General features: G+C 67.1%; 2 protein-coding genes. Both read left to right on the forward strand.

Annotated elements, in window-relative coordinates:
- Window positions 1–481 (forward strand): phospholipase D-like domain-containing protein (locus tag AC1DVT_RS20325; RefSeq protein WP_477391219.1); only part of this gene is annotated, 481 nt, incomplete at its 5' end.
- 36 nt (window positions 482–517) lie between these two features.
- On the forward strand, window positions 518–1,251 hold a 734-nt coding region (locus tag AC1DVT_RS20330), incomplete at its 3' end, for a nucleotidyltransferase family protein (protein ID WP_477391221.1).

The raw sequence follows: 1,251 nt of genomic DNA on the forward strand, positions 1-1,251 counted from the left end.
CCTGCTCTACGCGGCGCAGCGTCAGATCATCATCGTCAGCCCCTACTTCGTGCCCGACGAGGCGCTGCTCCTCGCCATCACGACCGCCTGCCAGCGGGGGATCAAGGTCGAGCTCTTCGTCTCGGAGGAGGGCGACCAGGCGATCGTCTACCACGCGCAACGCAGCTACTACGAGGCCCTGCTGCGGGCGGGGGTGAAGATCTGGATGTACCGACGGCCCTACATCCTGCACAGCAAGTCGATGACGATCGACGACGAGGTGGCGATCATCGGCTCGAGCAACATGGACATGCGCTCGTTCGGTCTCAACATGGAGATCACGCTCCTGGTGCGCGGCGAGGGGTTCATCACGCAGATGCGCGAGGTTGAGGCGAAGTACCGCAGCCTCAGCCGCGAGCTGACCATGGATGAGTGGGAGAAGCAGAAGCTCGGCTCGACAGTGCTCGACAATCTCGCCCGGCTGACCAGCGCGCTGCAGTAGGACGGTCGTCGATTCGGCCATAGGTAGGCTGGCGCCATGGTGGAGGAAGTGGCGGTACCGCTGGACGTGCGGCTCCGCTTCGGTCGCGCCGCCGTGCAGGTTGTCGCCGACCGCATCGGGGTTGATGTCCTGCACATCAAAGGGGACGCCGTCGACCCGTCGCTGCGTGCAATGCGGACGGGCACCGATGTCGACATTCTCGTTCGGCCGGCCGACGTGTCTCGGGTGGACCGCGCGATCCGACGCGAGGGCTGGGTGCTGTACAGCACCTTCATGTACGGATCACCGTTCGGGCACGCGCAGACCTACCTGCACGACTCGTGGGGATACCTCGACCTTCACCGGGCATTTCCCGGGATTCGCCTCGCCCCCGCCTCGGCCTTCGACATCCTCGCGCTCGACAGCAGACTGATCGATGAGGTGGGAGTCGCGTGCACGGTCCCGGGCATCGATGCGCAGGCGGTGCTGCTGCTTCTGAACGCCGCCCGCGATGGCGCCACGCGAAGCGCCGACGTCGCGCGCCTCTGGGAGCGTGCGTCCCCTGACGATCGCGGCCGACTCCTGCGACTCGTGGACCAGCTGCAGGCCCACGTCGCCTTCGCCGCTGCGACGGGGGACCTCGAGAGCTACCGCGACAGACCGGAGTGGGCGCTCTGGAAGGCGATTGTCGAAGGGGGCCCCAGGAGCGCGGAGTGGTGGGGCCGCATGCGCGCCGCGACGTCCGCGAGCGAAGTGCTCGGGCTCATCGCCCGCGTAGCGCGCGTGAATAC

Source organism: Microbacterium sp. P2_F9, assembly GCF_056403635.1.